The sequence below is a fragment of the Lachnoclostridium sp. An181 genome, assembly GCF_002160325.1.
Classification (GTDB): domain Bacteria; phylum Bacillota; class Clostridia; order Lachnospirales; family Lachnospiraceae; genus An181.
In genome coordinates this window covers 56,576-80,712 of the sequence record NZ_NFKJ01000010.1, presented here as the reverse complement: position 1 = coordinate 80,712, position 24,137 = coordinate 56,576, and the positions used below count along the sequence as shown (strand labels likewise).

Here is a 24,137-nt window from a genome sequence, read left to right as displayed (position 1 = left end):
GATGGGAAAGAGAATTGTTTTTGCGACAGGAAATGAAAATAAGATGAAGGAAATCAAAATGATCCTTTCTGACCTTGGGATGGAAATTGTTTCTATGAAAGAGGCAGGGGTGAATGCGGATATTGTGGAGGATGGCAGTACATTTGAGGACAATGCCATGATCAAGGCAAGTGAGATTGCAAAGTATCTGCCAAATGATATTATTCTTGCGGATGATTCCGGTCTGGAGATCGATTACCTGAACAAGGAACCGGGAATCTATTCGGCAAGATATATGGGAGAGGATACTTCCTACGATATTAAGAATAAAGCGCTGCTTGAAAGAATGGACGGTGTTCCGGATGAAAAGAGAAGTGCAAGGTTTGTCTGTGCCATCGCTGCAGTACTTCCGGACGGGACAAAAGAAGTGGTGAGAGGAACTATTGAAGGAAGGATCGGATATGAAATCGCCGGGGAGAATGGATTTGGATATGACCCGATTTTCTATGTGCCAGAGTATCAGTGCACGACAGCACAGATGGATCCTGAAATGAAAAACAGGCTGAGCCACAGGGGAAATGCGCTGCGTTTGATGCGGAAAGTATTGAAGGAAAAAATGAAATAGAAACGGATGATGAAAAAATGAGAGTGTTGATTGTCAGTGATACGCACGGAAGAAACCATAACTTAAGTCTTGCGCTTGACAAGGCGGGACAGATTGATATGCTGATACATCTTGGCGATGTGGAACATGGAGAGGATTTTGTGCGGGCTTCGGTGGATTGCCCGGTTCACATGGTAGCTGGGAACAATGATTTTTTCTCTGAGCTGCCTTTGGAAGAAGAGTTTATGATCGGGGATCTCAAGGTGTTGATTACGCATGGGCACAACTATTATGTTTCTCTTGGGCCGGAGCGTTTGAAGGAGGAAGCAAAGGAAAGGGGTGTGGACATTGTCATGTTCGGACACACCCACAAGCCGTATATTGAGGTGGACTGGGACATTACAGTGGCAAATCCGGGCAGTCTTTCCTACCCAAGACAGCAGGGAAGAAAGCCAAGTTATATGCTGATGGACTTGGATGAGAAAGGAAAACCAAGATTTGAGATCCTCTATTTATAGAAGGGTATCAGGAATTGGGAGCGGAAGAAAAGGAGGCAAGTCCTACAGTTCTGCCCCCAAATTCCTGCAAATTTTCATGGATTTTACATAAATTGAAAAAAATAAAAAAAAGTGTTGACATTTGTGGGGTGTCTGGATATAATATTACTTGTCTTAAGGACAAGAAACGCAAATCAATAACTACGGGGTGTGGCTCAGCTTGGCTAGAGCGCCTGGTTTGGGACCAGGAGGTCGCAGGTTCGAATCCTGTCACCCCGATTCATGCGGGTGTAGTTCAATGGTAGAACACTAGCCTTCCAAGCTAGATACGTGGGTTCGATTCCCATCACCCGCTTTCTTAAAGCCTTTTTGCTTTGAGAGAAATGTGTTTGTAGCTCAGTTGGATAGAGCAACGGCCTTCTAAGCCGTGGGTCGGGGGTTCGAATCCCTCCAAGCACGTTTTTTTATGTCGTGGTAGTTCATGCCAAAGACATAAAAAATCCTTTGGGAAATGCCCCTTCCAGAAAGGGGAGTTAAGCTGGAATTTTCCGCTTTATGATTGGTGTGGTGGGTATAGCGCAGTTGGTTAGCGCGCCAGATTGTGGCTCTGGAGGCCCAGGGTTCGAATCCCTGTATCCACCCTTTTTTTATTGGGCTATCGCCAAGCGGTAAGGCACAGGACTTTGACTCCTGCATTCGTTGGTTCGAATCCAACTAGCCCAGCTTATAATAATACGGAGCATTAGCTCAGTCGGTAGAGCACTTGACTTTTAATCAAGTTGTCCGGGGTTCGAATCCCCGATGCTTCACTGAAAAGAACAAGCAATGCTTGTTCTTATATTTTGCGGATGTGGCGGAACTGGCAGACGCGCCAGACTTAGGATCTGGTGGGAGACCGTGCAGGTTCGATTCCTGTCATCCGCACTTTAAAAACGCCCTGTTAACGGGCGTTTTTTCTATGCCGTTTATGATCAACTTTGAGATTTGAATATTATAAAATAAGAATTTGATGAGGTAAGTAATATGAGAACGGTCAGTTTATTTATTGCGATGAGTCTTGATGGATACATTGCCGATAACAAGGGCAGAGTCGATTGGCTCAAAGGACAAGGCGATGATAATGAGAATATGGATACTTATTCCGAGTTTGTAAAAAACATTGATACGATTTTGATGGGATGGAATACTTATCATCAAGTAGTTACTGAACTCTCTCCGAATGAGTGGATATATAGAGATTTTACAACTTTAGGTTCTGGTATTCGACTTTTTGAAAACGGGAAACATGAGGTTAAGCTGAGATTACTGAATTCACGATCATATAATGGTATGACAGATTTGGTCTATACACGAAGATAAGTCACTATGAAAATTATAAGAGGGTATCCTTAAGTTTGTTCAAACTTTTGGATACCCTTTTGAGGAAAAGTATGAAAAAGAAAATTTAAAAAGGTTTTATCCTTTGTTCAATTATTAATATATTACTCTTCTGTGATAAAAATGTGATGAAAGAATAAAAGAATTGTGAAAGAAGGCCAGCTCCTGGGACTAATCGGGCCGGAAAGAAAAATGGATACATAAGTGTGCATAAATAGTATTAAAAAGTGTTGTATTTGCGTGAAAAAGCAAAAAGATAAAATGCACACTTGAATTTTTATGCATAAAGGTGTATATTATTACGTATCACTTTTACGTGGTAAAGTATAGTTACAAAGATTCACAAAAAGCATAGGAGAGAAAAGATGAAAGGGAAAAAATTAGAAAAGATGGTAAAGACAGTTGCTGCGTCCACAGCATGTCTGTCCATGGGCATTACCCTTGTCCTTCCGGTACAGGCGCAGGATACAGCAGTGCAGGCGATTCAGTTTGACAATACTGGTGAAGGTGAAGATGCGATTTCCCTCACAGAACCAAGAAGTTTTACCGCATCTATTGAGCTTGATATGTCAAAAGAAGATGTACAGAAACTGGTAGATGAGGGGCAAATTCAATGGGCTCTGACAAGAGCGGAAGGAATGCAGGATACAACTTATTTTCCTTATCAGTATCTTGGGGAGAATTTGGAAAGCTGGAAAACTGTAAAGTCCGCTATCCAGGATGAGCAGCCGATGTTTACAGATATTCAGAATACAGTCAGTGAAGGGCAGAACGGAAAAACGCTGTTGACATTGACTTTCAACAGCAAAGCGCTCTTTGGGTACAATGGAATTGACAACCGCGACAGACAACTCGTGCGAGACACAATTCTGGATTATACAGGAGAATATGAGCTCACCTGTAAAGCGCAGGATGAGGTGCTCGGCACAGCGAGCGTGGATGTTCGCCCATATGATTCTTTTCATACGCAAAGCGAGATTGACAAAGAGCTTTTTGCCCTGGCCGAAAGAGCAAACAAAGCCGGCATCTATGCCAAAGTAGAAGAAATCGGACAGTCCGCAGATGGCAGACCGATCCGCGCCATCTTTATCGCAAAAGATGAAAAGACTTTGGAGGAATCAAAAAAACTGTCTGAGCGTGCGGAGACAGAGCCGGAGAAGGTAGCAAAGGAAGTAAAAGCAGGAACTCTTGACTATAAAGTGCCGGTAATGTACAGCAATGTTCATGCGGACGAGATCATTGGTTCTGACGGATGTATGGAATTCCTCGAGGCGATCGTGTCTGCAGCAGAAAACGGAGGTAAACTTACATACAACAAAATCACTGGAATGACAAAGACGGGCCAGGAGACTCTTGAAAAAGAGATGCAGGAGGACGGGACAGTCTGGTCTGATCTGATCAAAGATAAAGGAGTTACCGGAGTAGGATATATTCAGGGAGAAGGAAAGTACGAAACTACAGACCCTAGCACGGATGTGGAGAACAATACCAACGGAAATGCTGATGCAGCTGTGGATATGACTGAAGAAGAGATGAGTCAGTATTATAATATAGAAGAAACGGAATTTGACTTAAACGAAGTGTTGAGCAACGAGTTCTTCATCGTAGTACCTTCCGAGAATGTGGACGGGAAGACGTACAATACGAGAACAAACGGCAACAGCTTTGACTTGAACCGTGACAATACATTCCAGACACAGCCGGAAACACAGGCTATGACAGCTCTTATCGCAAAATGGAATCCGGTTTCCTTCCATGAGATTCACGGTTATTACACACAGTTCCAGGTAGAGCCTTGCTCACCGACACATGAGCCGAATGTGGAGTATGACCTTTTCATTGAAAATGCGATCAAGCAGGGAGAAAATTTCGGTGCATCCGCAATTGCGAACAATGACAGCATCAACAGTTTCCAGATGCCAATGCGCGATTACCTGAAAGTGTCTGATTCCACGAGCACAGGAAAGAACTGGGATTATCCGTTTGACGATATGTCTACAAGCTACACTCCGCAGTATTCTTTTCTGCACGGAGTGAATGCCTACACCGTGGAGCTGCCATATGGAAGTGCGGATGCGGCAAAGGCGATCAAATACGGATTTATTGGAAATGCCGATTATATAGCCGAGGAGAAAGATTCTTTCTTCTTAAATCAGCTGGAAGTATATGAGCGCGGGATTAAAAATATCGATGAAGAGGGGATACGTCAGTACTACGTAAGCCAGGCAGATGAGCCGGGCGCTGAGGCGGATGTGTTCCGCAAAAAATATGAAGAAAACGATAATTTCTTCCCGGAATATTATGTGATCCCAATGGATGCGGATTCTCAGCAGGATACACAGTCCGCATCAGATATGGTGGAATATCTTCTGCGCAATGATGTAAGGCTGAAAGAACTCAAAGAAGATACAACTGTAAACGGAAAAGAATACAAAAAAGGTACGATCATCGTTGATATGCACCAGGCAAAGAGAAATATGGCAAATGCAGCGCTGTACTCCAATATCGTGATCGCAGACTGGACAGATTTGTACTCTGAGCCGCTGACTGCGTTTTCACAGCTGAGAGGTTTTGATATGGATGTCATCACCACAGTTGGTGCATTTGCAGATGCAGCTATGGACCGTGTTGAGAGTGCAGAAAAATTAGAGACATCAGTGAGCGGAGAGGGTAAGGCAGCGATTTTGTCAAACAACAGTGTACATGCAGTGCAGGCAGTCAATGATCTTCTCAAAGAGGGCAGGAATGTCGGCTATATTACACAGGGAGAGGAAAAAGGAAACTTTGTGATATCTGCTGATGATTTTGAGCTGGTAAAAGACAACTATATTTTGAAAGCACGGCTGACAGACGATGTTCCGGTGGCAAAAGAGATTTCCAAATCTGTAAAAGTTTATATTCCTGGAAAAGTGGCAGAGTTTAAGACAGACTCCGATGGAAATCCTTACGGAGTAAAAGATTATAACAATCTCCTGAACTATGAATATGGATGGGACCTCTTTGCATTTGGAGAGCAGCTTGGATTTGAACTTGTGGACAATGCCAAGGATGCGGATGTGATAGTGGGAAATGAAACTCCTTCCTCTGACGAGATGGCCTTGATCCAGAACGGAAAACCATACATTGGATATACAGCAGAGGCTTTGTATGCGGCCAAAGCAATGGGTGTAGACATTGGATATGTATCGAACGGCATGTACGATGCGCTGACAACAGTTACCTATCCGGAAGAAAGCCTTATCACGGATAAATATGTGCAGGAAGGCGACTATATCATGTATGGACATGACGGTGCTTATATCACAAATGTTCCGGAGGGAGCAAAGGTGCTCATTCAGACAACCGATGATTATCCGATCGAAGGATTTATGTCTTCCGAGCACATTGAGAAATATAAAAATTCCGTTCAGGCAATCGACTATGTGCAGAATGGATTCAACATGACATTGTTTGCAAATACAATGACAAACAAAGCGCACCAGCAGGATGACTACCGTTATGTCACCAATGCAATCTATACAAAGATGCTTGGAGAAGACTTTGAGATTGGAGAGGAGAAATCCTTATCCACAGCGGTTCTTGAATATGCTGTGGAACTTGCAGGAAAAGCAAGTACAGACGGAGTGGTTGCGTCCGTGGTTGAAAAGTTTGATGCAGCACTCGCAAACGCAAAAGATCTGCTCGGAAAAGTAAGCGCGGGGGATGAGACGGTTACCCAGAGTATGATCGACAAATCCTGGCAGGATCTGATCACTGTAATGCAGTACTTGAATTTTAAACAAGGCGACAAGACAGATCTTCAGAAGGTTGTCGAGATGGCCCGGTCGATTGAGCTTAATAAGTATTACGAGGAAGGTCACGATGCGTTTAACACAGCCTTGGCATCTGCAATAAATACATTGGCGGATGGAGACGCAATGCAGGATGAAGTGGACGCATCATGGAAAGCCCTTTTGAAAGCAATGAGCGAACTCAGACTGAAACCAGATAAGAGCGCTTTGGAGACATTGATCGCAAAAGCGGAAGAACTTGAAGCGAAAGCTTATAGTGCAGTTTCATACGCTGCCATGGAGGAGGCTTTGGCATCTGCAAAAGCAGTGTTTGCGGATGATGCGGCAAGCCAGGAAGATGTGGACAATGCAAAGGTAGCCCTGGGAGATGCGATTGCCAAGTTGGAGAGTGCAGAGAAGACAGAGGGGATCAAGGAAGAGCAAACGGATCTGGCGGCATCTGGTTCCAACACAGATCAGACCAAGACAGATATGAAGGCTGATGCCAAAATAATATCCGATGAAAAGAAGGCAGTGCCTTCAAAGAAAGCGGCAAAAACAGGGGACAATGCAGATATAGCGGTACCTTTTGCGGGAATGTTGACAGCAGCGGCGGCAGCAATTCTTTTTAAAAAGAAAAAATAGAAAGTGATGAAAAGACATCCGGGTGCGAGCGCATTCGGATGTTTTTTGCTGCATACAAAAGAAACTATATGTAAAAACGTACCGGAGAAATTCAGGCTGTCGTGTTAAAAAAGTTCAAAATAACCAAGAAAATTGACAGAATATAATGCAGTGTGATATAATGTGTATGTATCTATAAAATATTTTATATATGAGAGGGTAGAAATGGAAACAAACAGAAGATTCAAAAAAGCCGTCAGCTTGGAATCCTTCATCTTCCTTGCAGTACTTGCTCTGCTTTTCGGGTACATGGGCTCGAAAATGGGAGGCGTGAATATGATGAACACGCTGATGGCGACAGCTTACCAGCTGCTTTTGGACACCGTGTTCAACATTATGGCAATTGCGGTTATTGCGGGGGCACTTTCCGGACTTTTGTCAGAGTTCGGTGTAATCGCAATGCTGAACAAGGTGTTGTCTCCACTGATGAAACCGCTCTACAACCTTCCGGGCGCGGCAGCGATTGGTGTCATGACGACATACCTTTCCGATAACCCGGCAATCCTTGGTCTTGCGGAGGATAAGAATTTCCGTAAATACTTTAAGAAATTTCAGCTTCCTGCATTGACAAACCTTGGAACTGCATTTGGCATGGGATTGATCGTAACTTCTTTTATGATCGGTCTTCATGCTCCGGGCGAGGATATAGGAATCGCAGTACTTATCGGTAACATCGGAGCGATCATAGGAAGTATCATCAGTGTGCGGATCATGATGATCTTCACAAAGAAAGAATACGGTACAGAAGAGTACTGTATTCCGCTCAAAGAAGGCGAGTCAACCGATGATCTGCTCAACAAGCGTGAGATCCGAAACGGCGGAATTGGCGGAAGAGCCATCGAAGCTATGCTGGAAGGCGGAAAAGGCGGCGTTGAAGTTGGTCTTGCGATCATCCCTGGTGTTCTTGCTATCTGTACTATCGTGCTCATGCTCACAAACGGCCCGGCTGAATCCGGAGCGTACACAGGAGCAGCGTACGAAGGTGTAGCATTACTTCCATGGATTGGCGAGAAGATTGACTTCATCCTCAAACCATTATTTGGTTTTTCAAGCGCATCTGCCATCGCAGTGCCGATCACAGCTCTTGGAGCTGCCGGAGCAGCGATTGGTCTTGTGCCAAACATGCTGAAAGAAGGCATTGTACATGCGAATGACATTGCAGTATTTACCGCAATGTGCATGTGTTGGAGCGGATATTTGAGCACCCATGTGGCTATGATGTCTGCATTGAAGTCGAGCAAACTGACTGGAAAAGCGATTATGAGCCATACGATCGGAGGATTGTGTGCGGGAATTGCAGCGAACTTCCTGTTCAGGATTGTGTCGATGATCATGTAAGTAAAGAATGCTGCAGATCAAAAAAGATCTGCAGCATTCTTTTTTAGAATATTTTTATACTTTTTTCTGCATTAGTTCATTGCTTTTTCACACAAAACAATTAGAATAAATTCAGGTATACTTTAAAGAGGTGAGGATGATGAAAGAAAAACTGATTCGTTTTATGTACGGAAGATATGGGGTAGACCAGTTCTCGAAATTCCTTGTAGGAGCGGGAATTGTGTGCCTGATCCTGAATCTTGTGTCTGATGGAATGCTTTTTTATATTGCAGCATTTGCATTATTGATATATGCCTATTTTCGTGTCTTTTCAAAGAACCATGCGAAAAGATATAAAGAGAATCAAAAATTTCTCGCCATGACAGCCGGGATTCGCGGCAGAATTTCAAGTTTTCCAAAACAGATGGAGCAGAGAAAGAATTATCATATCTATAAATGCCCAACATGTAAACAGAAAATCCGTATTCCAAGGGGGAAGGGGAAAATTGAGATTACGTGCCCGAAATGTCATTCGAAATTTATAAAGAGGAGTTGAGCACGATGAAATACGATAGCATGATCATATTTTCCAGCCGTACCGGCAATACGGAAAAACTTGCGGAGAAAATCTTTTTTTCGCTTCCAAAGCATAAAAAAGATATTGTACGCGCAGCGCAGTGGGATGCAAAAGTGGAAGCGAATATCTATTTTGTGGGATTTTGGGTCGATAAGGGAGACTGTCCGCCGGATATTGCAGGGATACTTCAGGCATTGCACGGAAAAAAGGTCGCTCTTTTTGGAACATGCGGAGAGGGCGACAATCCCGGGTATTATGAAATGCTTGAGGGAACGGTGAAGAAACATTTGTCGGAAGATAATGACTATCTGGGCTGTTTTCTCTGCCAAGGAAAGATGCCCATGGCAGTGCGAGCAAGGTATGAGAATATGTTGGAGAATGCACAGGATAAGGCGATTGTGCAAAAGATGCTGCACAATTTTGACGAGGGACTTTTGCATCCGGATGAGAGAGATTTAAAAAATTTGGAGAGATTCGTACAGGAGTGTATGGAAAAAATCACAGGAAAGTAATGTGAGTCTGCTTTGGCAGGCTCAATTTTTTTGGAGCAGAAAGTTTCTGTTTATAAAACAAAAAAGATGTACATCATTTCGATGTACATCTCTCCATAATCAGCAAATGCGGAAGATGGGACTTGAACCCACACAGCATTGCTGCCACTAGAACCTGAATCTAGCGCGTCTGCCATTCCGCCACTTCCGCTCGACAAAAAAGATTATATCATAAATTTTGAAAAATGCAAACTATTTTTTACAATTTGAAAAAAATATTTTTTTGAGATAAATTCTTGACAATCTCTTCACAGATGATATACTTTGAATATCAAAATATTTTACCTTCAAATTTAATTATCAATAAAACAGATAGATGGAGATAGAGCGATGGTAGGACGAATATGCGGAACGGGTTCCAGTATCCCTTCCAAAATAGTAGAGAACGATGATCTGGCAAAAATCGTGGACACCAACGATGAGTGGATCAGAGAACGCACCGGGATTGCCAGAAGGCATATTGCTGACACAGAGACGACAAGTTCTCTGGCAGCGGATGCGGCAAAGAAGGCGCTTGAAAACGCGGGTATGTCGGCGGAAGAGATTGACCTGATCCTTGTGGCGACGATTTCTTCCGATAAAGTATTCCCGTGCACTGCCTGTGAAGTGCAAAAGAACATAGGGGCTGTCAATGCCACTTGTTTTGACCTGGGCGGTGCTGCCTGCAGTGGATTTGTGTTTGCATACAACACAGCCCAGATGTATATTGCAGGCGGCATGTACAAGAATATACTTGTTATAGGAGCTGAAAATTTGTCCAACCTTGTGGACTGGACAGACAGAGGAACCTGTATTTTATTTGGAGACGGCGCAGGAGCTGCTGTCGTATCCGCGGTTTCGGATGGAATGTTTTTTGCATCAACCCATTCAGACGGCGAAAAAGGTGTGGCCATGGAATGCGAGAGCAGATGCCAGAAGAACTGGAAGGAAAAATGTCAGGGAAATGACACTTGCATGAAGATGGACGGACGGGCAGTTTTTCAGTTTGCGGTGAGAAAAGTCCCGGAAGTGATCAAAGAGACACTGGAAAAAGCAGGACTAGATCTGCAGGATGTGGATTATTTTGTGCTCCACCAGGCAAATCGGAGAATTGTGGAATCGGTTGCCAAGAGATTGAAAATAGATGTAGAAAAATTTCCAACCAATATTGAACAGTATGGAAACACTTCAGCTGCCAGCATCCCAATCCTATTGGATGAGATGAACAGGGATGGAAGATTGAAAAAAGGCCAGACAATTGTGATGGCAGGATTTGGCGCAGGGCTTTCCTGGGGAGCCACAGTAATCAAATGGTAATTGCCAGAACGTGATTTCTGGATTACATACATATAAGAACAAAAAATGATTTAAAAGGAGAAGAAATTCATGTTAGAAGAAGTAAAAGAAATTATCGCTGAAAACCTTGGAGTAGACGCAGACACGATCACAGAAGAATCCTCTTTCAAAGATGACCTGGGAGCAGACTCTCTTGATCTTTTTGAGCTTGTGATGGCTTTGGAGGAAAAATACGGAAAAGAGATCCCAAGCGAAGACTTGGAGCAGCTGACAACAGTTGGAGATGTTATTGAGTACTTAGAAAAATAAAACTTACAAAAGCGGCTTCCGAAAATATTTTTCGGAAGCCTTATAGTTAAGAAGGGAAAGGTTGTTATATGAGAACAGAAATCACAGAATTGTTAGGAATCGAATACCCGATTGTTCAGGGAGGTATGGCATGGGTCGCAGAGTATCATCTTGCGGCAGCAGTGTCAAATGCCGGCGGGCTTGGACTTATCGGCGCCGGCGGAGCTCCTGCAGAGTGGGTAAGAGATCAGATAAAGAAAGCGAAAGAACTGACAGATAAACCGTTCGGAGTGAACATCATGCTGATGAATCCTGAGGCTGACGCAATCGCGAAGGTTGTGGCGGAAGAAGGAGTTAAAGTGGTGACAACAGGAGCGGGAAACCCTGAAAAATATATGGCGATGTGGAAAGAGGCTGGAGTAAAAGTTATTCCTGTTGTTGCCTCTGTAGCTTTGGCAAAACGTATGGAGCGCTGCGGTGCGGATGCACTTGTGGCAGAAGGATGCGAAGCCGGAGGACACATCGGTGAGAATACAACGATGGTACTTGTTCCGCAGATCGTGGATGCTGTGAGCATTCCGGTGATCGCAGCGGGCGGAATTGCCGACGGAAGAGGAATCGCAGCTGCGTTCATGCTTGGAGCAAGAGGAGTGCAGATGGGAACCAACTTTGTAGTGACAGACGAATGTCAGGTACACGAAAATTATAAAAAATGCATCATCAAAGCAAGGGATATTGATTCTAGAGTGACAGGCCGCTCCACAGGACATCCGGTTCGTGCTCTCAGAAACAAGATGACAAGGGAATACCTCCGCCTGGAGCAGGAAGGTGCTTCTTTTGAGGAATTGGAAAAACTGACACTTGGCGGACTGCGCAAAGCAGTTGTAGATGGCGATGTGGAAAATGGCAGTGTAATGGCAGGACAGATTGCCGGAATGGTAAAAGAAGAGTGTACATGTAAGGAACTGATTGAGCGTCTCGTAAAGGAGACAGACGCGCTGATAAAAGGAGCAGGATTTTATGAGTAAGATTGCATTCATTTACCCGGGACAGGGTGCACAGAAGGCAGGAATGGGAAAGGACTTTTACGAGCAGTTTGATGAGGTAAAAGAAATCTACAAAAAAGCCTCCGAGGATCTTGGATTTTCGATGGAGGAGCTGTGCTTTGAAAAGAACGACAGACTGGATTTGACAGAATATACACAGGCAGCCCTTGTGACAACCTGCCTTGCCATGACAAAAGTGGTGGAAGAAAAGGGACTGAAACCGGATGTGACTGCAGGACTTAGTCTTGGGGAGTACTGTGCCATCGCCGCTGCAGGCGGAATGAGCACACAGGAGGCTATCCGTACAGTGCGCATAAGGGGAATCCTGATGCAGAACACAGTGCCGACGGGTGTAGGAGCCATGGCGGCTGTTCTTGGGATGGAGACAAGGGATATCGAAGAGGTTGTGGAAAAAATCGAGGGAGCGGAAGTCGCAAATTATAATTGTCCGGGCCAGACTGTCATTACAGGCGTGGCTGAAGTTGTTGACAGAGCCAGTGTGGCTTTAAAAGAAGCAGGGGCAAAGCGTGTCATGAAATTGAATGTGAGCGGACCTTTTCATTCTTCCATGCTTAAGCCTGCAGGGGAGAAATTGGGCGAAGAGCTGGAAAAAGTAGAGTGGAAAGCATTGAAGATTCCTTATGTCACAAACGTGACGGCAGACAAGGTTGAGGATATCAATGACACGAAAGAATTGTTGGAAAAACAGGTGTCATCATCCGTGCGCTGGGAGCAGAGTATGAGGAATCTCATCGCAGACGGTGTGGACACATTTGTTGAGATTGGACCTGGAAGAACATTGGCGGGATTTTTAAAGAAAATTGACCGTGATGTGAAAGTATATAACATTCAGACTGTAGAGGATATGGAGTTAGTGATAGGAGAGCTTGTATGTTAGAAGGAAAGATAGCGGTAGTGACAGGCGCGTCCAGAGGGATTGGCAGGGCCATTGCAGAGAAACTTGCATCCATGGGCGCCATGGTCGTGATCAATTATAACGGTTCTGCAAAAAAAGCAGAGGAAGTAAAAGCAAAGATTGAAAGTAATGGCCAAAAAGCAGCAGTCATGCAGTGTAATGTGTCTGACTATGCTGCTTGTGAGGCATTTATCGGAGAGATCATCAAGACTTACGGAAGAATCGATATACTGGTGAACAATGCAGGAATCACAAAAGACGGACTTTTGATGAAAATGTCAGAGGAAGATTTTGACAATGTCATCAATGTGAATCTGAAAGGCACATTTAACTGCGTGCGCCATGTGGCAAGGCAGATGATCAAACAAAGAGCAGGAAGGATTATCAACCTTTCTTCCGTGGTGGGTGTGACAGGAAATGCAGGACAGGTCAATTACGCAGCGTCAAAAGCAGGCGTGATCGGTCTTACAAAATCAACGGCAAGAGAAGTTGCAAGCCGCGGAATCACTGTGAATGCAGTTGCTCCGGGTTTTATTGAGACAGATATGACTGAGGTTTTATCTGATAAAGTAAAAGAGGCGTCTGCTGCACAGATTCCGCTTGGACATTTTGGAAAAGCAGAGGATGTGGCAAATACAGTAGCATTTTTGGCATCAGATGATGCGGGATATATCACAGGACAGGTCATCCATGTAGATGGCGGTATGGTAATGTAGGAGGATCATATGAAGAGAAGAGTTGTAGTAACCGGAATGGGAGCCATCACTCCGATTGGAAATTCCGTGGAAGAATTTTGGAATTCCGTTAAGGAAGGGCACGTGGGAATCGACAAGATTACAAAATTCGACACAACAGAATATAAAGTAAAGCTGGCAGCAGAGGTAAAAGGCTTTGTTGCAAAAGAACATATGGATTTTAAGTCTGCAAAACGTATGGAGGCATTTTCACAGTACGCAGTTGCAGCAGCAAGGGAAGCATTTGAGGATGCAGGTCTTAACATGGAAAATGAAGATCCGTACCGTGTGGGCGTGATTGTCGGCTCCGGTATCGGCAGTCTTCAAAGAGTGGAGCAGGAATACTCAAAAATTTTGGAAAAAGGGCCTTCAAAAGTCAATCCTTTGATGGTGCCGCTCATGATCTCCAATATGGCTGCAGGTAATGTGGCGATCAATTTGGGGCTCAAAGGAAAATGTACGAGCGTGACAACAGCATGTGCTACAGGAACCCATTCTATCGGGGATGCGTTGAGGGCGATCCAGTATGGGGATGCAGAAGTGATGCTGGCAGGAGGAACAGAAAGTTCTATCTGCCCGACAGCAGTTGCCGGATTTACAAACCTGACAGCACTCACCACAGCGGAGGATCCAAAGCGTGCATCCATTCCATTTGACAAAGACAGAAGCGGATTTGTCATCGGAGAAGGCGCAGGTGTGGTTGTACTGGAAGAGCTGGAACATGCGAAGAAACGCGGAGCAAAAATTTATGCGGAAGTTGTGGGATACGGTGCAACATGTGATGCATACCATGTGACATCACCGGCTGAAGACGGCAGCGGTGCAGCCAAAGCCATGGAGCTTGCAATGGAAGAAGCAGGTGTGGAGCCAAAGGATGTGGATTACATCAATGCACATGGAACAAGTACACACCACAACGATCTGTTTGAGACAAGGGCCATCAAAAGAGCGCTTGGTGATGCAGCAGGGGATGTAGTGATCAACTCCACAAAATCTATGATCGGACATCTTCTTGGAGCAGCGGGCGGAGTGGAATTCATCACATGTGTGAAATCCATCCAGGATGGCTTTATCCATCAGACAATGGGCAGCGAGACGCCGGATGAAGACTGTGATTTAAATTATGCGATCGGCGCTCCGGTAGAAAAAGACATCACTTATGCGATGAGCAATTCTCTTGGATTTGGCGGACACAATGCAACAATTATGGTGAAAAAATTCGAAGAATAAGAAGAGGAAGTAAAAATGGAATTTGAAAATCTCTTAAAATTGATCAAAGCGGTTTCCGACTCATCGCTTACAGAGTTTAAGTATAAGACTGAAGATGTGGAAATCAAGATGGGAAAAGGACAGAAAACATCCGGGGCTGTGGTTGTTCAGTCCGATGTTCCGCAGACAGCTATGCCGGCAGCAGCGTCTCAGCCAGTGCAAGGCCAGGCAAGCGGGGCTGTGTCAGCAGAGACTGACAATGAAGTTTCCGGAAAATATGTGACATCTCCTCTTGTTGGAACTTTCTATGCAGCTCCTGCAGAGGATGCGGATAATTTCGTGGTAGTCGGCGACAAGGTAAAAAAAGGACAGGTGCTTGCGATCATTGAGGCGATGAAACTGATGAATGAGATCGAGAGTGAATTTGACGGTGAGATCGCAGAAGTACTTGTAGAGAACGGAGAGGCAGTGGAGTACGGCCAGCCGTTGTTCAGAATCATATAGGAGGCGGCAGAAGATGAACAGATTGGACATCAACCAGATAAAAGAGATCATTCCGCACAGGCATCCGTTCCTTTTGGTGGATTACATAGAGGATTATGAGCCGGGACAGTATGCAGTGGGATATAAATGTGTGACTTACAGGGAAGATTTTTTTAAAGGTCATTTTCCACAGGAGCCGGTAATGCCGGGTGTTCTCACTGTGGAGGCTTTGGCACAGGTCGGAGCAGTGGCGATCCTAAGCCAGGAATCTGCAAAAGGAAAGACTGCGTACTTTGGAGCCATCAATAAATGTAAGTTTAAAAGAAAGATCGGACCTGGCGACAAAGTGCGCCTCGAGACAAAGATCATCAAACAGAAAGGTCCGGTTGGAATCGGAGAGGCAGTGGCAAGCGTGGACGGTCAAGTGGCTGTGAGCGCAGAATTAACATTTATGATTGGATAGGTGACAGGCATGATAAAAAAAGTATTGATTGCAAACCGCGGTGAGATCGCGGTAAGAATTATACGTGCATGCAGAGAGCTTGGAATCGCAACTGTGGCTGTGTACTCCGAGGCAGACAGGGAGGCTTTACACACGCAGCTTGCGGATGAGGCCATCTGCATCGGGCCGGCACCATCTTCAGAAAGCTATCTTAGAATGGACAGGATTTTAAGTGCCACTGTTGTGTCCGGAGCTGACGCTATTCATCCGGGCTTTGGATTTCTTTCCGAGAACAGCAAATTTGCAGAGCTCTGTGCAAAATGCAACATTACCTTTATCGGACCAAGTGCAGAAGTGATGCGAAAAATGGGGGATAAAGCCCAGGCAAGAAGGACGATGATCGAGGCAGGGGTGCCGGTCATTCCGGGCAGCAAAGAGATCATCACAGATGTGGAATTCGGAAAGAAGGTTGCGGAGGAGATCACTTACCCTGTCATTGTCAAGGCAGCGCTTGGCGGCGGCGGAAAAGGGATGCGCGTGGCGTATACACCTGAGGAATTTGAAAATGCATTCCTCACAGCCCAAAAGGAAGCAAAGATGGCGTTTGGAGATGACACCATGTACATGGAGCACTTTGTGGAGCATCCAAGGCATATTGAATTCCAGATTCTTGCGGATAATTACGGAAATGTGGTGCATCTTGGGGAGAGGGACTGCTCCATCCAGAGAAATCATCAGAAGATGATCGAGGAGTCTCCGTCCGCAGCACTCTCCGATGAACTTCGGGCAAAGATGGGAGAGGCAGCGGTAAAGGCGGCAAAGGCGGCAAACTATACCAATGCAGGTACGATTGAGTTTTTGCTTGAGAAGAACGGCAATTTTTACTTTATGGAGATGAACACGAGAATCCAGGTGGAACATCCGGTAACAGAGTGGGTGACAGCGCTGGATCTTGTAAAAGAGCAGATCAAGATCGCGTCCGGTCTTCCGCTTAGCGTGACTCAGGAAGATATCAAATTGACAGGACATGCGATTGAATGCCGCATCAATGCAGAGAATCCGGAAAAGAATTTCCGCCCGTCTCCGGGAACCATCACAGATTTATATCTTCCGGGAGGAAACGGCGTGCGCATTGATACTGCAATTTACAGCGGCTATACTATTCCGCCTTACTATGATTCCATGATCGCGAAACTCATTGTGCACGGATTTTCGAGGGAAGATGCGATCGCAAAAATGAGAAGCGCACTTGGTGAAGTGATCATAGAGGGCGTGGATACCAATATTGATTACCTGTATGAGATTCTCCAGCACCCGGATTATCAGTCAGGGGACATTGATGTGGAGTTTATTGAGAAATTGTAGAGGGGGATAAATAGATATGAAGTTAGGCAGCATGTTTAAAAAAACAAATTATATTTCATTGAAAAATATCCCGGACACAGACAGATATGTAAGAGATCGCAGAAGGCCGGAGGTGCCGGAAGGACTTTTGAAAAAATGTAATGTCTGTAAATCTGCGATCATCACCGAAGATGTAAAAAAAGGGTATTACATCTGTCCGAAATGCCACAGTTATTTCCGTATGCATGCTTACCGTAGAATTGAGATGATCGCGGACGAGGGCAGCTTTGAGGAGTGGGACAAAGGGCTGTCTTCCGGAAATCCGCTGAAATATAAAGGGTATGAAGAAAAGCTGGAGGCTTTGAGGGAAAAGACAAAGCTTGACGAGGCAGTCATCACAGGAAAGATTTCCATCAATGGAAGCGAGGCAGTAGTCGGGGTGTGCGATGGGCGTTTCATGATGGCCAGTATGGGAAGGACTGTTGGAGAGAAGATTGCCCGTGCAGTGGAGAGAGCCACAGAGCAGAAACTTCCGGTGATCATCTTCACCTGTTCGGGCGGAGCAAGAATGCAGGAGGGGATTGTATCCCTGATGCAGATGGCAAAGACGAGCGCAGCCTTAAAGCGGCACAGTGAGTCAGGCCAGCTTTACATCTCTGTGCTGACAGATCCTACAACCGGAGGGGTGACAGCAAGTTTTGCCATGCTTGGAGATATTATCCTTGCAGAACCAAATGCACTGGTCGGATTTGCGGGACCGCGTGTCATTGAGCAGACCATTGGCCAGAAACTGCCAAAAGGATTCCAGCGCTCAGAATTTCTTTTGGAGCATGGGTTCGTTGACAGGATCGTGGAGCGTGAAGAGCAAAAAGAAGTATTGTCAAAGATTTTAAAACTCCACAAAAAATCGGAAAGAGAGAAAACCAAGAAAGTGGAAACACCGGAGACAGAGATCAAAAATGAGCTGGCGAGTGCCTGGGACAGAGTTCAGATTTCCAGGATGAAAGACAGACCGACAGGTGAAGACTATATCAGAACTCTGTTTACAGATTTTATGGAATTCCACGGCGACAGATATTTTAAAGATGATAAAGCCATCATCGGTGGAGTAGCAAGATTCAAAGGAATGCCGGTGACAGTCATTGCCCAGGCAAAAGGCGGAACCACAAAGGAAAATATTGAGCGTAACTTTGGAATGCCGTCCCCGGAAGGATACCGGAAGGCGCTAAGACTGATGAAACAGGCTGAGAAATTTGGAAGACCAGTGATCTGCTTTGTGGATACACCAGGTGCATTTTGCGGCCTGGAGGCGGAGGAGAGAGGACAGGGCGAGGCCATTGCCAGAAATCTGTTTGAGATGTCGGATATGAAGGTGCCGATTCTTTCCATTGTCATTGGAGAGGGCGGCAGCGGCGGCGCGCTTGCACTTGCTGTTGCAGATGAAGTATGGATGTTGGAAAACTCCATTTATTCTGTCCTTTCCCCGGAAGGGTTTGCCTCCATCCTCTGGAAGGATGCAAAGCGTGCCCAGGAGGCGGCAGGTGTTATGAAACTGACATCCAGGGACTTAAAACGTCTGGGAATTATTGAACGGATCATTCCGGAGCCGGGACATCTGACTATCAATAACCTTTCAGAGGTTTGCGGGCAGCTGACCAGTTACATGGATGAGTTTTTTGACCGCTATGAAACAATGAATGAAGAAGAAATAAAAGAGCATCGATATGAACGTTTCCGCAACATGTAGCGGAGTGTTTAAGTAAGGGAATAAAATGGAAAAAAGAGCGTTGAAAATTGGAGACAAGACGGCACGTCTTCCGCTGATCCAGGGCGGAATGGGCGTTGGGGTAAGTCTTGGCCGTCTTGCCGGAACTGTTGCAAAAGAGGGCGGAGTGGGTCTGATATCCACCGCTCAGATTGGATTTCTTGAGCCTGATTTTGATACAAATCCGATAGAAGCAAACTTGCGCGCCATGGGGAAAGAGCTGAAAAAGGCGAGAAAGATTGCAGGTGACGGAATTGTGGGATTTAACATCATGGTTGCCACAAAGGATTATGAAAGGTACGTAAGAAAGGCGGTGGAAGAGGGAGCGGACATCATTGTGTCAGGGGCAGGGCTTCCGACAGAGCTCCCTTCTTATGCTGAAGGAGGAGAGACTGCGATTGCCCCGATCGTTTCCACAGAGAAATCTGCAAAGGTAATCCTGAAATTTTGGGACAGAAAGTACCACAGGATTCCGGATCTGCTTGTGATCGAAGGACCTCATGCGGGAGGGCATCTTGGATTTTCAAACGAGCAGCTTGTCTCCTATGAAGAGCCGGGGGCGTATGAGGAAGAAGTGAAAAAGATTATATGCACAGTGAGGGAGTTTGAAGAAAAGTACGAAAAAGAGATTCCGGTCGTCCTTGCGGGCGGGATTTCTGACAAAGGGAAAGTAAGAGAAGCATTTGCCCTTGGAGCAGATGCTGTGCAGGTGGCTACAAGATTTGTGACCACAGAGGAATGCGATGCCGATATCCGCTACAAAGAAACGTATATACATGCCAAAAAAGAAGACATTATTATTGTAAAAAGTCCGGTGGGAATGCCGGGAAGAGCCATCAAAAATGCTTTTATGGAAAAGGTGATGAGGGGAGAAAAGATTCCCCATGGATGCCACCAGTGCCTGAAACACTGCAATCCGGCCGAAATTCCATACTGCATCACGGATGCGCTTATTCATGCGGCAAAAGGAGAGGTTTCGGAAGCTCTGCTTTTTTGCGGTGCAGATGCGTATAAAGCGGAAAGAATAGAAACTGTCAGAGAAGTCATAGAATCCCTTTTGGGATCAGCTTAAGCCTTGGATGGATTAGAAAAATATAAAGAAGGAGAAACTGCTTTGAACACATATGATACGATTAATGATATTCTTGTAAATCTGTTTAATGAAATTTTGAAAAAGGAAGAAGCCGCGATCATTACGGAAGAATTTAAAGATATCAGCAATAATGATATGCATGTGATAGAAGCAGTGGGCCTTGGCGAGGGAAATAATATGTCGGCGATCGCTAAAAAGCTTAACATTACAGTTGGTTCTCTCACGACTGCCATGAACAGCCTTGTCAACAAAAAGTATGTGGTAAGGCAAAGAAGCGAGCTTGACAGGAGAGTTGTGAACGTAAAACTTACGAAAAAAGGAGAGCGGGCATATAGGCACCATCAGGAGTTTCACCGCCAGATGACAGAGGCAGTCATCAAAGAGCTGAGTGAGGAAGAGATTCCGGTACTTTTGAAAATGCTTGACGGACTGAGAGATTTTTTTAGAAATTATGGGCATACAGAACAATAAAAAACTGTGGGAAATGCTGTGTGAAAAACAGGATTTTCTGCAGCTTTTTTATTCTATAGGAAAGTGCTTATGCCTCACCCATAGAATAAAGGCCCTCCGGGCAGGATGCACACGCCGCAATAAGGTATTTTACCGCTCTGCGGTATTGCGGCGGCGCGCAAAGCGGAGGGCCCCTCATGAATGAGGGGAAGGGGGAGTTGAAGTGGGCTTGCCCACTTTGTTACTTCGATATAAAAAAGTATACTTTGTTATTGCATGGCAAAAAAAAGAGGTGTATCTTTAAGCATAAAGAAAGAAGGGATCACAAATGGAGAAAAGAGAGGAGAGGCTGGAAAAGCAGCTTTCTTTTATTTTGGAGATTGACAAAGTGAAACAGATTTTCCGCCAGACTTATCTGGCGGACGGGGAGAGAAAGGAAAACGATGCAGAGCATTCCTGGCATATAGCTCTGATGGCCATTCTTCTAAAGGAGTATGCAAATGAAGAGGTGGATATTCTTCATGTTGTCACAATGCTTTTGATCCATGATCTGGTGGAGATCGACGCCGGGGATACGTATGCATATGACCGGGAGGGAGAGAAGACAAAAAGGGAGCGGGAGGTTGCAGCTGCAAAGAGATTGTTTGGAATGCTTCCAAAAGACCAGGGAGAATATTTCAGAGATCTTTGGGAAGAATTTGAGGCATGGGAAACTCCCGAGGCAAAGTTTGCCCATGTGATGGACAATTGCCAGCCTTTGTTTTTGAACGATGCATCGGATGGCAAGAGCTGGAGGGAACATGGTGTGAAAAAAAGCCAGATATACAGAAGAAATGAAAAGACGGGCAATGGATCCACGGTAATCTGGGAAAAGATGCAGGAACTTGTACAGCAGAATATCGAGAAAGGAAATGTGCAGGATAACCAATATGTTTGATGTTTGTATTACCGGTGCCGGACCGGCCTGGATCAGCGTTTCTGTGTATGCGGCCGGAGATGTCTGTGCCAAGCAGGTGCGCCAGGCAGCGACCGCAGTGTCCGACGGTGCAGTGGCAGCTGTCAATGCAGCGGCTTATATCAAACAGTTAGAACAATAAAGGCAAAAAAGAAAGATACTGACAGGGATTAAGACCATCCCTCAGTATCTTTTTTTATGCTGTATCTACATTCTGTCATGATAAATATAATGGTTGCAATGACATATATGACCATCAAAATCCAGCAGACTCCTTGGGCAAGTGCAAAAATACGCCCCTGTAACCTGCCAAGATAAGAACCGTAATAAAAAATGACTGCAAGACCTACAGTGGCCAGAGTCAAAAATAAAAACATCCAGCCAAGACTTAGGCAGACTCCTCTGGGGCTGAATTTTTTTCCTTTTTTGGAAGGAACCTGGCTTACCAGTTTTTTGCCGTTGCTTTGAAAAAAGATGACTGTAAAAATCAAAAATATAACAGCCAAAAATCCAAGGGTAACAATTTCATCCATTCAGTCAGCGCTCCTTTATCCATACATTATCTATTATTATACACCTTTACAAACGAAATGAACAAGGAAAAATGTAAATATTTGACATTCTTTGTAAAAACTCTTTAGAGTGTGGTGAGAAAATTCAAGGAGCCGGAAGGGTTTTCTGTGCCCTTTTCCAAAAGGGAGACCAGTCCCATGATGGTATTTTCGATCTCGTCTTTTGTGGACGGGACGAGTGTATTGTCCAGCTTTACGGAGAGGACGATGAGTACAATCTCAGATAGCGCATCCGGATTGTCGAAATGTATCTGGCCTGCAGCAATGCCCTGACGGATGATTTCGGATAATTCCGGTTTCAGAGCACAGATCAGGTGATTGAGATATCTGGAATGGATAAATGACTTTTCTTGTGCGCTTGAAAGCGATGAGGTATTTTCAGATCTTAAAAACTCCGCGGAGGAGGTCCGACATGCTTGAAAGAGCATTGCCATTCTTGTAAAAGGAGAAATATCTGATTGGGATGCCAGGTTTCTTGCAGTGTTTAAAGGTTTTTCATAATTCCGCTCTATCAAAGCCTCAAGAATGGCATCTTTGGAAGGAAAATAATAGTAGATACTTCCTTTTCCGATACCGGCAGTCTGCGCGATTTCGCTGACAGATATGCTTTGTATGTTTTTGCTTACCAGGAGGTGCTCAAGAGCATCCAGGATCTTTTCGTATTTCAGTTGCTTTGCCATGGTTACCGCCTTCTTCTAAATGATGTATAAATTTTTCCAACGAATTACACTTCAGTATAACATAGGAAAACGGTAGAAAACAGACGGGAAAATTCACGAAAATGAAAAGGGAATTTATCCCATTTTTCATTAAGTATTCGTGTTGACCACTGGTCGAAAAAATGATAGCCTTTAATAAAAGACTGTTGACTGACGGTCGAAAATAATTGGAGGATTTTGAAATGACATACGCAGAAATGTTTGCACAAGTAAAATCAAAACTTATGGATGTGGATGTGAGCAATATCCATGAACATTTGGCATACCAGTTTCAGATCACCGGCGAGGCTGAGGGGATTTTCTATGTGGAAGTAAAGGCTGGGAAACTTTATGTGGAGCCGTATGAGTATTTTGACAGGGATGCGATTTTTATCTGCTCTGCGCAGACGCTGGAAAAGATTGCGTCAGGAAAACTGGATCCAATTTTGGCGGTTACTCTTGGAAAACTGAAAGTGGAAGGAAACATTGATAAAGCGCTGAAGTTAAAATCATTTCTTGGAACCAAATAACAAACAGATCGTGTCCAGGGAACAGAAATGGAGGGGCTATGGGAAAGTTATTAGGATGTGCCCTGAAAGGGGCGGGAATTTTGGCAGCGGCAGAACTTGGAGCGTCCGCCTACTTTTACAGGCGCACCATGAAACGGGGAAATGCAAAGACAGACCGTACCATCAAAATGGCCGGCACGGACTGGGCGCAGTATTTCCCCTTGATTGAGAAGAAAAAAGAATGGATGTTGGAACAACCCCATGAGGATGTATATATTCGTTCTCATGATGGACTTCGACTTCACAGTACATATTTTAAAGGCAGAGAAGGACGCAAGATTGTCATTTGTTTTCACGGGTATACAAGTGAAGGGATGAGTGATTACATCGGGCTGTCCGAATATTACCTCAAAAGAGGTTTCAGGATGCTGCTCGTGGACGAGCGGGCGCATGGGAAGAGCGATGGAGTGTACATCGGATTTGGATGTCTGGACAGAAAAGATGCGCAAAGGTGGATCAGATGGGCCATTGAAAAAATCGGTGAGGACTGCGAGATTTTTCTCCATGGAATTTCCATGGGAGGTGCCACTGTGCTCATGGCAAGCGGATTAAATCTTCCTGTGCAGGTGAAAGGGATTATCTCGGACTGTGGATTTACCTCCCCGAAAGAAGTGTTCAGCCATGTGCTGAAAACAATGTATCACATTCCTGCATTTCCGATGATACAGATTGCGGATAAAGTAAATAAAGAAAGGGCAGGGTATGGGCTGGATGAGTGCAATGCAGCAAGGGAGGTAAAAAAGGCTCAGGTTCCGATATTGCTGATACATGGGGATAAGGATACGTTTGTGCCGTGCAGTATGTGCGAGCGTATCTACGAAAACTGTGCGGCGCCTGTGAAGAAGAAACTGATCGTAAAAGATGCTGCTCATGCCGAGAGTTATTATAAGGACACAAAGGCCTATGAGGAGGCTCTGGATTCATTTATAGGAGGGATTTAAA

Annotated in this window: 25 protein-coding genes and 8 tRNA genes; 30 read left to right on the top strand and 3 right to left on the bottom strand. The window is 44.9% G+C overall.

Features of this window, described 5'->3' with window-relative positions:
- The first annotated feature begins 1 nt into the window (after window position 1).
- From B5F18_RS07905 to bilS, 14 genes are all read left to right on the top strand, one after another.
- Window positions 2–604, top strand: coding sequence for an XTP/dITP diphosphatase (locus B5F18_RS07905; RefSeq protein ID WP_087157134.1), 603 nt, complete (start codon window positions 2–4; stop codon window positions 602–604).
- Window positions 605–621: 17 nt separating this feature from the next.
- Window positions 622–1,101, top strand: a complete 480-nt coding sequence (locus tag B5F18_RS07900; RefSeq protein WP_087157133.1) for a metallophosphoesterase family protein — start codon at window positions 622–624, stop codon at window positions 1,099–1,101.
- Window positions 1,102–1,284: 183 nt separating this feature from the next.
- Window positions 1,285–1,359, top strand: a tRNA-Pro gene (locus tag B5F18_RS07895).
- Window positions 1,360–1,364: 5 nt separating this feature from the next.
- A tRNA-Gly gene (locus tag B5F18_RS07890) sits at window positions 1,365–1,435 on the top strand.
- 30 nt (window positions 1,436–1,465) lie between these two features.
- Window positions 1,466–1,539, top strand: a tRNA-Arg gene (locus B5F18_RS07885).
- Window positions 1,540–1,647: 108 nt separating this feature from the next.
- Window positions 1,648–1,721, top strand: a tRNA-His gene (locus B5F18_RS07880).
- A 10-nt stretch (window positions 1,722–1,731) separates the two neighbouring features.
- Window positions 1,732–1,803 (top strand) — tRNA-Gln (locus B5F18_RS07875).
- A 13-nt stretch (window positions 1,804–1,816) separates the two neighbouring features.
- Window positions 1,817–1,889, top strand: a tRNA-Lys gene (locus tag B5F18_RS07870).
- Between the two features lie 35 nt (window positions 1,890–1,924).
- Window positions 1,925–2,004 (top strand) — tRNA-Leu (locus tag B5F18_RS07865).
- Between the two features lie 99 nt (window positions 2,005–2,103).
- On the top strand, window positions 2,104–2,439 hold the full coding sequence (locus B5F18_RS07860) for a dihydrofolate reductase family protein (RefSeq protein WP_087157132.1): 336 nt from the start codon (window positions 2,104–2,106) through the stop codon (window positions 2,437–2,439).
- Window positions 2,440–2,822: 383 nt separating this feature from the next.
- Window positions 2,823–6,872, top strand: coding sequence for a M14 family zinc carboxypeptidase (locus B5F18_RS07855; RefSeq protein WP_143468387.1), 4,050 nt, complete (start codon window positions 2,823–2,825; stop codon window positions 6,870–6,872).
- Between the two features lie 204 nt (window positions 6,873–7,076).
- The gene (locus B5F18_RS07850) at window positions 7,077–8,249 is read left to right on the top strand and encodes a CD0519/CD1768 family membrane protein (protein WP_087157131.1); all 1,173 of its coding nucleotides are present in this window, start codon (window positions 7,077–7,079) and stop codon (window positions 8,247–8,249) included.
- 139 nt (window positions 8,250–8,388) lie between these two features.
- Window positions 8,389–8,784, top strand: coding sequence for a Rab5-interacting family protein (locus tag B5F18_RS07845; RefSeq protein ID WP_087157130.1), 396 nt, complete (start codon window positions 8,389–8,391; stop codon window positions 8,782–8,784).
- A 5-nt stretch (window positions 8,785–8,789) separates the two neighbouring features.
- Window positions 8,790–9,317 carry a flavodoxin family protein BilS gene (gene bilS / locus B5F18_RS07840; protein WP_087157129.1) on the top strand — a complete coding sequence of 176 codons (528 nt, stop codon included), beginning with the start codon at window positions 8,790–8,792 and terminating at the stop codon, window positions 9,315–9,317.
- Between the two features lie 107 nt (window positions 9,318–9,424).
- On the opposite strand, the gene B5F18_RS07835 is transcribed toward bilS, so the two are convergent.
- Window positions 9,425–9,507: transfer RNA gene (locus B5F18_RS07835), tRNA-Leu, on the bottom strand.
- 179 nt (window positions 9,508–9,686) lie between these two features.
- On the opposite strand from B5F18_RS07835, the gene B5F18_RS07830 reads away from it, so the two are divergent.
- The 14 genes from B5F18_RS07830 to B5F18_RS12415 all read left to right on the top strand — a co-directional run bounded on the left by B5F18_RS07830 (window position 9,687) and on the right by B5F18_RS12415 (window position 21,498).
- The gene (locus B5F18_RS07830; RefSeq protein WP_087157128.1) at window positions 9,687–10,652 is read left to right on the top strand and encodes a beta-ketoacyl-ACP synthase III; all 966 of its coding nucleotides are present in this window, start codon (window positions 9,687–9,689) and stop codon (window positions 10,650–10,652) included.
- A gap of 69 nt (window positions 10,653–10,721) precedes the next feature.
- Window positions 10,722–10,940: an acyl carrier protein gene (gene acpP / locus B5F18_RS07825; RefSeq protein ID WP_087157127.1), complete on the top strand. Its 219-nt coding sequence runs from the start codon at window positions 10,722–10,724 to the stop codon at window positions 10,938–10,940.
- A 68-nt stretch (window positions 10,941–11,008) separates the two neighbouring features.
- Window positions 11,009–11,947 (top strand): enoyl-[acyl-carrier-protein] reductase FabK, encoded by a 939-nt coding sequence (gene fabK / locus B5F18_RS07820; protein WP_087157126.1) that lies wholly within the window; start codon window positions 11,009–11,011, stop codon window positions 11,945–11,947.
- Window positions 11,940–12,863, top strand: a complete 924-nt coding sequence (gene fabD / locus B5F18_RS07815; protein WP_087157125.1) for an ACP S-malonyltransferase — start codon at window positions 11,940–11,942, stop codon at window positions 12,861–12,863. The genes fabK and fabD overlap by 8 nt, the downstream gene beginning before the upstream one ends.
- On the top strand, window positions 12,857–13,597 hold the full coding sequence (gene fabG, locus B5F18_RS07810) for a 3-oxoacyl-[acyl-carrier-protein] reductase (RefSeq protein WP_087157124.1): 741 nt from the start codon (window positions 12,857–12,859) through the stop codon (window positions 13,595–13,597). The genes fabD and fabG overlap by 7 nt, the downstream gene beginning before the upstream one ends.
- A 9-nt stretch (window positions 13,598–13,606) precedes the next feature.
- A complete protein-coding gene (fabF, locus tag B5F18_RS07805; RefSeq protein ID WP_087157123.1) occupies window positions 13,607–14,845 on the top strand; it encodes a beta-ketoacyl-ACP synthase II in 1,239 nt (412 codons plus the stop codon).
- A gap of 15 nt (window positions 14,846–14,860) precedes the next feature.
- On the top strand, window positions 14,861–15,328 hold the full coding sequence (gene accB / locus B5F18_RS07800) for an acetyl-CoA carboxylase biotin carboxyl carrier protein (protein WP_087157122.1): 468 nt from the start codon (window positions 14,861–14,863) through the stop codon (window positions 15,326–15,328).
- Between the two features lie 13 nt (window positions 15,329–15,341).
- Window positions 15,342–15,770, top strand: a complete 429-nt coding sequence (gene fabZ, locus B5F18_RS07795) for a 3-hydroxyacyl-ACP dehydratase FabZ (protein WP_087157121.1) — start codon at window positions 15,342–15,344, stop codon at window positions 15,768–15,770.
- 9 nt (window positions 15,771–15,779) lie between these two features.
- On the top strand, window positions 15,780–17,114 hold the full coding sequence (locus tag B5F18_RS07790) for an acetyl-CoA carboxylase biotin carboxylase subunit (RefSeq protein ID WP_087157120.1): 1,335 nt from the start codon (window positions 15,780–15,782) through the stop codon (window positions 17,112–17,114).
- Between the two features lie 16 nt (window positions 17,115–17,130).
- Window positions 17,131–18,840 (top strand): acetyl-CoA carboxylase carboxyltransferase subunit alpha, encoded by a 1,710-nt coding sequence (locus B5F18_RS07785; RefSeq protein ID WP_087157119.1) that lies wholly within the window; start codon window positions 17,131–17,133, stop codon window positions 18,838–18,840.
- Between the two features lie 25 nt (window positions 18,841–18,865).
- Window positions 18,866–19,930: an NAD(P)H-dependent flavin oxidoreductase gene (locus tag B5F18_RS07780; RefSeq protein ID WP_087157118.1), complete on the top strand. Its 1,065-nt coding sequence runs from the start codon at window positions 18,866–18,868 to the stop codon at window positions 19,928–19,930.
- 42 nt (window positions 19,931–19,972) lie between these two features.
- Window positions 19,973–20,422 carry a MarR family winged helix-turn-helix transcriptional regulator gene (locus B5F18_RS07775; protein WP_087157117.1) on the top strand — a complete coding sequence of 150 codons (450 nt, stop codon included), beginning with the start codon at window positions 19,973–19,975 and terminating at the stop codon, window positions 20,420–20,422.
- Window positions 20,423–20,729: 307 nt separating this feature from the next.
- Entirely contained in the window at window positions 20,730–21,338 is a 609-nt protein-coding gene (locus B5F18_RS07770; protein WP_087157116.1) for an HD domain-containing protein, read from the top strand.
- Window positions 21,331–21,498, top strand: coding sequence for a hypothetical protein (locus B5F18_RS12415; protein WP_275532817.1), 168 nt, complete (start codon window positions 21,331–21,333; stop codon window positions 21,496–21,498). The genes B5F18_RS07770 and B5F18_RS12415 overlap by 8 nt, the downstream gene beginning before the upstream one ends.
- Before the next feature lie 28 nt (window positions 21,499–21,526).
- Here the strand turns inward: B5F18_RS12415 and B5F18_RS07765 are convergent, their stop codons facing one another.
- Window positions 21,527–21,889: a hypothetical protein gene (locus tag B5F18_RS07765; RefSeq protein ID WP_087157115.1), complete on the bottom strand. Its 363-nt coding sequence runs from the start codon at window positions 21,887–21,889 to the stop codon at window positions 21,527–21,529.
- A 104-nt stretch (window positions 21,890–21,993) separates the two neighbouring features.
- Window positions 21,994–22,608: a TetR/AcrR family transcriptional regulator gene (locus B5F18_RS07760; protein WP_087157114.1), complete on the bottom strand. Its 615-nt coding sequence runs from the start codon at window positions 22,606–22,608 to the stop codon at window positions 21,994–21,996.
- Window positions 22,609–22,829: 221 nt separating this feature from the next.
- Here B5F18_RS07760 and B5F18_RS07755 point away from each other — a divergent pair, with 221 nt between their 5' ends.
- A complete protein-coding gene (locus tag B5F18_RS07755; RefSeq protein WP_087157113.1) occupies window positions 22,830–23,156 on the top strand; it encodes an SCP2 sterol-binding domain-containing protein in 327 nt (108 codons plus the stop codon).
- Window positions 23,157–23,194: 38 nt separating this feature from the next.
- Window positions 23,195–24,136 (top strand): alpha/beta hydrolase, encoded by a 942-nt coding sequence (locus B5F18_RS07750; RefSeq protein WP_087157112.1) that lies wholly within the window; start codon window positions 23,195–23,197, stop codon window positions 24,134–24,136.
- Window position 24,137: the final 1 nt, after the last annotated feature.

Bases quoted from the DNA above. Each gene is read 5' to 3' on its own strand.
- B5F18_RS07905 (WP_087157134.1), top strand. From the start codon at position 2: ATGGGAAAGAGAATTGTTTTTGCGACAGGAAATGAAAATAAGATGAAG.
- B5F18_RS07900 (WP_087157133.1), top strand. From the start codon at position 622: ATGAGAGTGTTGATTGTCAGTGATACGCACGGAAGAAACCATAACTTA.
- B5F18_RS07860 (WP_087157132.1), top strand. From the start codon at position 2,104: ATGAGAACGGTCAGTTTATTTATTGCGATGAGTCTTGATGGATACATT.
- B5F18_RS07855 (WP_143468387.1), top strand. From the start codon at position 2,823: ATGAAAGGGAAAAAATTAGAAAAGATGGTAAAGACAGTTGCTGCGTCC.
- B5F18_RS07850 (WP_087157131.1), top strand. From the start codon at position 7,077: ATGGAAACAAACAGAAGATTCAAAAAAGCCGTCAGCTTGGAATCCTTC.
- B5F18_RS07845 (WP_087157130.1), top strand. From the start codon at position 8,389: ATGAAAGAAAAACTGATTCGTTTTATGTACGGAAGATATGGGGTAGAC.
- bilS (WP_087157129.1), top strand. From the start codon at position 8,790: ATGAAATACGATAGCATGATCATATTTTCCAGCCGTACCGGCAATACG.
- B5F18_RS07830 (WP_087157128.1), top strand. From the start codon at position 9,687: ATGGTAGGACGAATATGCGGAACGGGTTCCAGTATCCCTTCCAAAATA.
- acpP (WP_087157127.1), top strand. From the start codon at position 10,722: ATGTTAGAAGAAGTAAAAGAAATTATCGCTGAAAACCTTGGAGTAGAC.
- fabK (WP_087157126.1), top strand. From the start codon at position 11,009: ATGAGAACAGAAATCACAGAATTGTTAGGAATCGAATACCCGATTGTT.
- fabD (WP_087157125.1), top strand. From the start codon at position 11,940: ATGAGTAAGATTGCATTCATTTACCCGGGACAGGGTGCACAGAAGGCA.
- fabG (WP_087157124.1), top strand. From the start codon at position 12,857: ATGTTAGAAGGAAAGATAGCGGTAGTGACAGGCGCGTCCAGAGGGATT.
- fabF (WP_087157123.1), top strand. From the start codon at position 13,607: ATGAAGAGAAGAGTTGTAGTAACCGGAATGGGAGCCATCACTCCGATT.
- accB (WP_087157122.1), top strand. From the start codon at position 14,861: ATGGAATTTGAAAATCTCTTAAAATTGATCAAAGCGGTTTCCGACTCA.
- fabZ (WP_087157121.1), top strand. From the start codon at position 15,342: ATGAACAGATTGGACATCAACCAGATAAAAGAGATCATTCCGCACAGG.
- B5F18_RS07790 (WP_087157120.1), top strand. From the start codon at position 15,780: ATGATAAAAAAAGTATTGATTGCAAACCGCGGTGAGATCGCGGTAAGA.
- B5F18_RS07785 (WP_087157119.1), top strand. From the start codon at position 17,131: ATGAAGTTAGGCAGCATGTTTAAAAAAACAAATTATATTTCATTGAAA.
- B5F18_RS07780 (WP_087157118.1), top strand. From the start codon at position 18,866: ATGGAAAAAAGAGCGTTGAAAATTGGAGACAAGACGGCACGTCTTCCG.
- B5F18_RS07770 (WP_087157116.1), top strand. From the start codon at position 20,730: ATGGAGAAAAGAGAGGAGAGGCTGGAAAAGCAGCTTTCTTTTATTTTG.
- B5F18_RS12415 (WP_275532817.1), top strand. From the start codon at position 21,331: ATGTTTGATGTTTGTATTACCGGTGCCGGACCGGCCTGGATCAGCGTT.
- B5F18_RS07765 (WP_087157115.1), bottom strand. From the start codon at position 21,889: ATGGATGAAATTGTTACCCTTGGATTTTTGGCTGTTATATTTTTGATT.
- B5F18_RS07760 (WP_087157114.1), bottom strand. From the start codon at position 22,608: ATGGCAAAGCAACTGAAATACGAAAAGATCCTGGATGCTCTTGAGCAC.
- B5F18_RS07755 (WP_087157113.1), top strand. From the start codon at position 22,830: ATGACATACGCAGAAATGTTTGCACAAGTAAAATCAAAACTTATGGAT.
- B5F18_RS07750 (WP_087157112.1), top strand. From the start codon at position 23,195: ATGGGAAAGTTATTAGGATGTGCCCTGAAAGGGGCGGGAATTTTGGCA.